General features: G+C 71.5%; 2 protein-coding genes. Both read left to right on the top strand.

The window, feature by feature from the left end:
* The coding region (gene casB, locus WBA11_RS14170) for a type I-E CRISPR-associated protein Cse2/CasB (RefSeq protein ID WP_424521321.1) at nucleotides 1–349 on the top strand (349 nt) is incomplete at its 5' end.
* Nucleotides 350–366: 17 nt separating this feature from the next.
* Complete coding sequence (cas7e, locus tag WBA11_RS14165; protein ID WP_424521320.1) at nucleotides 367–1,617, top strand: type I-E CRISPR-associated protein Cas7/Cse4/CasC; 1,251 nt, start codon at nucleotides 367–369, stop codon at nucleotides 1,615–1,617.
* Nucleotides 1,618–1,630 lie beyond the last annotated feature (13 nt).

Raw genomic sequence — 1,630 nt, 5'->3', positions numbered from 1 at the left:
CCTCGAGGTCGATGCCTACCTGCTGGTCGCGGCGCTCTACGCGCTCCAGGCGTCGGGCTCGGGCGAGTCGCGCGGAGCCCGTGACAAGACATCGTTCGGGGGCTCGGCGCGGTGGCTCCGCCGCGAGATGGGCGTCGGGCAGGAGAGCCTGGACCGCCGGTTCGGCGCGCTCCTCGAGGCTCGCCGCTCGGACCTGCCGCACCGGCTCCGCCAGATCGTGACGTTGATGTCCACGCGCGCCGTCGGCGTCCGCTACGACCAGCTCCTGCGCGACGTGACCGCGTGGGACGACGGCCGCGACGTCCAGCGCCGATGGGCGCGCGACTACTGGGCCGGCGCCTCCTCCTGACCTTCACCCCCAAAGACATGAAAGTCGAAGTCCACCTGTTGCAGAGCTTCCCGCCCGCCAACCTCAACCGCGACGACACCGGCCAGCCCAAGGACTGCGAGTTCGGCGGCGTCCGCCGCGGGCGGATCTCGTCGCAGGCGCTCAAGCGCCGGATGCGGACCTCGGGCGTGTTCGAGCGCGAGTTCGGCGACAAGCTCGGCAAGCGGACCAAGCGGGCGCACCAGGAGCTCGCCCCCCGCTTGGTCGATCTCGGGCACGACCTCGAGGTCGCCGAATCTCTCGCCCAGGCCGTCTTGGCCGAGATGATGGGGTGGGACGAGGCCAAGAGCACCACGAGCGTCCTGTGGTTCGTCGGCTTCGACGAGCTCGACCGGCTGGCCGCGCTCACCCACGAGCACGCCGCCGACCTCGAGGCCGCGATCGGAGAGCGGAGCGCGTCGCCCGACCTCGAGGACAAGCCGTCCAAGGCCGACAAGAAGAAGCGCGACGCCGCCGACAAGGGCGTCTCGGACGCGGCCAAGGTCGTCTCGGACGCGTTCAAGAAAGGCTCGAGCGGGACGGTCCGGTCGGTCGACGTGGCGCTGTTTGGGCGGATGCTCGCCAACCTGCCCGGGACCAACATCGACGCCGCCGCCCAGGTGGCCCACGCGATCTCGACGCACGCCGTCGACCAGGACTTCGACTACTACACGGCCGTCGACGACCTGAACTCGAGCGAGCAGACCGGCGCCGGGATGGTGGGCACGACCGGGTTCAACGCCTCGTGCTACTACCGCTACGCGCTGGTCGACGCCGAGCAACTGGCCACGAACCTGGCCGAAGGGGAGACCCCGTCGGCCGCCGACCGCCACCTGGCCGCCGACGCCGTGGAGGCGTTCCTCGAGGCCGCCTACACAGCGATCCCGACCGGCAAGCAGAACGCGTTCGCCGCCCAGACGCCGCCGTCCCTGGTAATGGCCGTCGCCCGCGGGGCCGACGGGATGCCGTGGTCGCTCGCCAACGCGTTCGTGGACCCGGTCCGCGCCAACGGCCGCGGCTTAGTGGCGGAGTCGGTCGCCCGTCTGGGCGAGCACTGGGACGCGCTGGTGGACATGTACGGGCTCGAGGACGGCGGGCGCGGGTTCGTCAAGGTCGCAAAGGACGTGGGCGAGACTGGGCCGACTGGCGATGGCCTTGAGGCCGCGGCGAACGCCCGGGCCGTGGTCGAAGGCGTCGGCGCAGCGCTCCGGGCGTGGGCCGACGCTAGCGACACCGAGACGCCGGCATGACGACGCTCATCCT

Source organism: Rubrivirga sp., from assembly GCF_049648075.1.
Lineage (GTDB): Bacteria > Bacteroidota > Rhodothermia > Rhodothermales > Rubricoccaceae > Rubrivirga.
This window is presented reverse-complemented; position numbering and strand designations above follow the sequence as displayed.